Below are 4,466 nucleotides of genomic sequence, written 5' to 3' on the forward strand. Positions count from 1 at the left end.
CTTCTGGACGGGCCCGGCCGTCGCGGCGGCGAGCGCCTCGCCGACGACGTCGCCGCCTGGTGGGACTTCGCCCGGGCCGGCGCCGGGGACCCCGACGACGACGGCCGCCCGCCCCTGCGCGCCCGTGGCACCGCGCTGCACGGGGCGATCGAGGCGCACTCCTACGGCTCCCTCGTGGCCGGGCACGCGCTGCGCCTGCTGGTCGAAGCGGGGCTGCAGCCGGACGACGTCGAGGAACCCGAGGACGCCGTCGCCGAGGCAGGTGCCCAGGACACCGCCCGCTACGCCGCCCGGCCGGCCGAGCGCCCGGTCGAGGCGCTTGTGGTCTCGGGGGCCGTGGGCCTGCCCGCCGCGCTCGCGGCCCGGGCGGGCCGGCTCGGCCTGCCCTCGGGCCGCGTGTTCCGCGCCCAGGCCCCGGGCGACGTGCTGGCCCGCGTGGGCCGTGCCCTGGGCCGACGCCGGGACTGGACGGACGCCGTCCTGCTGCCGGTGACCCCGCGGCCGGGGCTCGAGGGCGCGGCCGTGCACGGCCACCGCACCGCCCGCTGGTCGCCCGCGGCCGGGGCGGACGCCCCGCGCGGCTACCGCGACCCCGGGACGGTGACCCTCGCGGCCACGGCCCGCGTCACGGCCGGCCTGCCGCTGCCGCCGGAGGCCTCCTAGGGGGCGAACGCCCGCCGCCATCCAGGCAGGGCAGGGCCGACGACGGGCCCGGTGACGCTCGCGTCTATGACCACGCGCGCGGCCTCGAGGGTGTAGAGGTCGTCCTCCAGCTGCATCCGCGTCACCATGGCGTTGCCCAGATCCACCTCGACAAAGCCCGACGACGGGGTCTCGGCCGGCTCCTCACGGCGCACCAGGTCGATGCGCACGGTGCGCTCGTCCAGTCGGCGGGCCCCGTGGGGCCGATGCTGATCATGGGTGCCGCCCCAGATCCCCAGCTCGGCGGGCGCGAGCATGGCCAACACCCTGTGGGTCGGGGAGAACCACGGCCAGTCCCGTTCCCGGGTGAAGCCCGGCTGCCCGGTGGACGGAGGGACCACCAGGCGCTCGCGTCCCGTACGGGGGTTGTAGGACAGATCGCACGCCGCTGATGTCGCCTCGAAGCGGCCGTCGCGGCCGCGGGCCCGGACCTCGTACAGCTCGGGCACTGACAGGTTCGGGGTCACGCGGCGCACCCGCGCCTCGATCGGGAACGTCATGCGGTGATCGCGGGTCGCGGCGACGACGGCGGCGAGCGCCAGTCCGGACTCCCCGTCGTGACGAGCCCGCTGCGTGGGCGTACCCATGGCCTACGGCCGCTCCACGGTCCGGGCCGCCGTGGAGGCGTCAGGCGACGGAGACGGCGGGGTGCCGTCGGACGTCGGAGCCGTGGGGACGTCGACGTCCGGGGCGTCCTCCGCCGGCGCCCCGTCGTCGTCGGGCGTCCAGCCGTCCGCCCACGTTCCGGTCTCATAGTCGTAGTCGACGGGGTTGCCGTCCTCGTCCGTGCGCCGGTACCAGTCGGTGACCTCCTCGGCGGTGGAGTCGAAGTCCGCGCCGGCTCCGCGGCCGTAGGGGGCGCGGCGGACGGCGATCTCGAAGTCGTCGCCGTACTCCTCGATGCCGCGGCGGGCCGCGTTGGACAGGGCCGTGTCCGCGTAGTCCCCGCGGATGGCGGAGGGGTCCGTGGACAGGTCCTTGAGGAACGCGACGATCATCAGGATCAACACGATCGAGAACGGCAGCGCGATGAGGATGGTGAGGTTCTGCAGCGCCGCGAGGGTGTCCTCGCCGCCGGCCAGGAGCATCACCACGGCGATGCCCATCATCATCAGGCCCCAGAACGCGGTCACCGTCCGCCGTGGCGCGGGGTCACCGCGCGAGGAGAGCGTGCCCATCACCACGGAGGCCGAGTCCGCGGAGGTGACGAAGAAGATCGCGAGGATCGCCATCACCACGAACGGCGTGATCTCGGCGAGCGGCAGGCGGTCGAAGAGGGCGAACAGCTGCGCCTCGGGGCTCGCGGCGCCGTCGAAGGCGGCCTCGCCCTGGCGGCGCATCCAGATGGAGGCGCCGCCCAGCACGGTGAAGGCGAAGACCAGGATGGAGGTGGGCACGGCCAGCACGACGGCCACGAACTCGCGCAGGGTGCGGCCGCGGGAGATGCGGGCCAGGAAGACGCCCACGAACGGGGTCCACGCGATCCACCAGGCCCAGTAGAAGGCGGTCCACCAGGACTGGAACTCCACCGTGGCCGCGCCCCAGGACAGCGATCGGCCGGACATCTCCAGGAAGCGGTCCGCGTACTCCACCACGCCCGAAGGGATGAGGTTGAGCAGGAACAGGGTGGGGCCGGCGATGAACACGAACAGCACCATGCCCAGGGTGAGCACGATGTTCGTGGTGGACAGGTAACGGATGCCGCGGGACACCCCGGAGACGGCGGACACCACGAACGCCACCGTGAGCACCGCGATGATGACGATCAGCAGCGTGTTGGAGACCCCGTCCAGCCCGGCCACGATCTGCACGCCCTGGCCGATCTGGACGGCGGCCAGCCCGAGCGTGGCGGCGGTGCCGAACAGGGTGGCCACGATCGCGAACATGTCCACGATCCGGCCGGCGGTGCCCTCGGCCTGCCGCGCGCCGAACAGGCTGCGGAACACGGAGGAGATGAGCGTGACGCGCCCGCGCCGGTAGGAGCTGTAGGCGATCGCCCCGCCCACCAGCGCGTACATGGCCCACGCGCTCACGCCCCAGTGGAAGTGGGACTGCGCCATGGCCATGTGCAGGGCCTGCGGGGTCTCGGCCGCCGCGGTGTGCGGCGGCGGGGACAGGTAGTGGGCCAGCGGCTCAGAAGGACCGTAGAAGAAGATGCCCACGCCGATGCCGGCGCCGAACATCATGGACACCCAGGCGAAGCGGGAGAACTCGGGGCGCTCGTCGTCGCGGCCCAGCCGGATCCGGCCGAAGCGGGAGAAGCCGATGTACAGCATCGCGATCACGGCGAGCCCGACGGCGGCGTTGAGCAGCCAGCCCGCGTTGGTCATCGCCCAGCCGAACGCGGCGGAGGAGGCGGCGCCCACGCTCGCGGGGGCGAGCAGGCCCCACGCGACGAACGCGACGACGAGCACGGCGGTGATGCCGAAGACCACAGGGTCCAGCCTGAAGCGATGGCGGTTCTCGTCCACCGCGATGCCGGGGACCAGACCCGGATGGGTGTCGTGGGGATAGCGTGCGGGGTCCATGGGAGGTCCTTCGATCGATGGCGGTGGAGAGTCGTGGCGGAGCGTCGCGGCGGGGCGTGCCTCAGCGCCGGGCGTAGGCCAGGTCGAACACGAGGCGGCCGGCGCGGCGGGACTTGGCCTCGAAGCTGGTGACGGGCCGACCCTCGAACCGGGGCGCCCAGCCGCCCTCGTGGTCCACGGGGTCTTCGGCGACGGCGGCCTCGAGCGCCTCGCCCAGGCCCGCGCGCAGGGGCCGCTCGTCCTCGGCGGCGCTCTCCCAGCCGGCCGGCAGCGGCTGCGCGCCGACCTCGGCCTCGCGGCCCTCCCGGCGCACCCGCGTCAGGGGGGACTCCTCGCCGGCGGCCCGGCCGGGGTGCAGGTTCTCGAACTCGGGGTGGGCCTCCATGACCTCGCGCATCCGGACCGCGTAGCCGGACCAGTCCGTGGCCAGGCGAAGCACGCCCCCGGGGGCCAGCACGCGGGCCACGCGGTCCGCGAAGGCGGGGGAGACGAGGCGGCGCTTGTGGTGGCGCTTCTTGTGCCACGGGTCCGGGAAGAACACCCACACCTCGGACACCGAGCCCGGCGCGAGCAGGTGGTCCATCAGCTCCGGCGCGTTGGCCTCCACGGCGCGCACGTTCTCCAGGCCGCCCTGCTCCACGCGGGTCATCAGCGCGGCCAGGCCCGGCACGTACACCTCTACGGCGAGCACGTTCCAGTCCGGCCGGTCCGCGGCCGCCTGGGCGGTGGACTCGCCCAGGCCCGAGCCGATGTCCACCAGCAGGGGCGCCCGCCGGCCGAAGGCCGCGTCCCAGTCCAGGCGCGCGTCCCGGGCCACGGACGTGGCGCCGTGCTCGCGCGGCACGTCCACGAGCACCCGCTGCGCCTGACGGTCCCACACGGCCTGGCGGCCGGAGTTCAGGCGGGCGCCGCGGCGCACGAAGGAGACCGGCTCCCGGCGCATGAGCGCGGGGTCCTTGTCCCGGTTGTGGTCGTGGTCGTGGGCGCGCTCGTGGGGCGCGAGGACGCCGTCACGGCCGTCGTCGGCGGGGGTGTCACGGGAGGGGGCGTCGGGGGCGGGAGGCTGCTCAGTCATCGCCTCGATCCTCCCACGGGCCCGGACACGGCTCCGGCGCCCCCGTCCGAGGCGGTCGGAGGGGGCGCCGGAGGCTGCCGAGCGCCGGAGGGCGTCGGGTCAGGTCAGGGCGCGGGGGAGGAGCTGGGCGCCGGCGGGCCGGGCACGCCCCGGTCCGAGGG

General features: G+C 74.8%; 3 protein-coding genes and 1 pseudogene. 1 reads left to right on the forward strand and 3 read right to left on the reverse strand.

Translation table 11 applies throughout. The features are described from left to right. Nucleotides 1-663 (forward strand): annotated as a pseudogene (locus NWP10_RS10540) (alpha/beta hydrolase); the annotation flags it as partial. Here the strand turns inward: NWP10_RS10540 and NWP10_RS10545 are convergent. The 3 genes from NWP10_RS10545 to trmB all read right to left on the reverse strand — a co-directional run bounded on the left by NWP10_RS10545 (nucleotide 660) and on the right by trmB (nucleotide 4,305). After that, entirely contained in the window at nucleotides 660-1,289 is a 630-nt protein-coding gene (locus NWP10_RS10545; protein ID WP_258300868.1) for a hypothetical protein, read from the reverse strand. The pseudogene NWP10_RS10540 and the gene NWP10_RS10545 overlap by 4 nt on opposite strands. Before the next feature lie 3 nt (nucleotides 1,290-1,292). Beyond that, nucleotides 1,293-3,230, reverse strand: a complete 1,938-nt coding sequence (locus tag NWP10_RS10550; RefSeq protein WP_258300869.1) for a BCCT family transporter — start codon at nucleotides 3,228-3,230, stop codon at nucleotides 1,293-1,295. A gap of 61 nt (nucleotides 3,231-3,291) precedes the next feature. Beyond that, nucleotides 3,292-4,305 carry a tRNA (guanosine(46)-N7)-methyltransferase TrmB gene (gene trmB, locus NWP10_RS10555; protein WP_258300870.1) on the reverse strand — a complete coding sequence of 338 codons (1,014 nt, stop codon included), beginning with the start codon at nucleotides 4,303-4,305 and terminating at the stop codon, nucleotides 3,292-3,294. Nucleotides 4,306-4,466 lie beyond the last annotated feature (161 nt).

Origin of the sequence: Micrococcus sp. HG099 (assembly GCF_024723355.1) — a bacterium.
Taxonomy (GTDB): Bacteria; Actinomycetota; Actinomycetes; order Actinomycetales; family Micrococcaceae; genus Micrococcus; species Micrococcus endophyticus.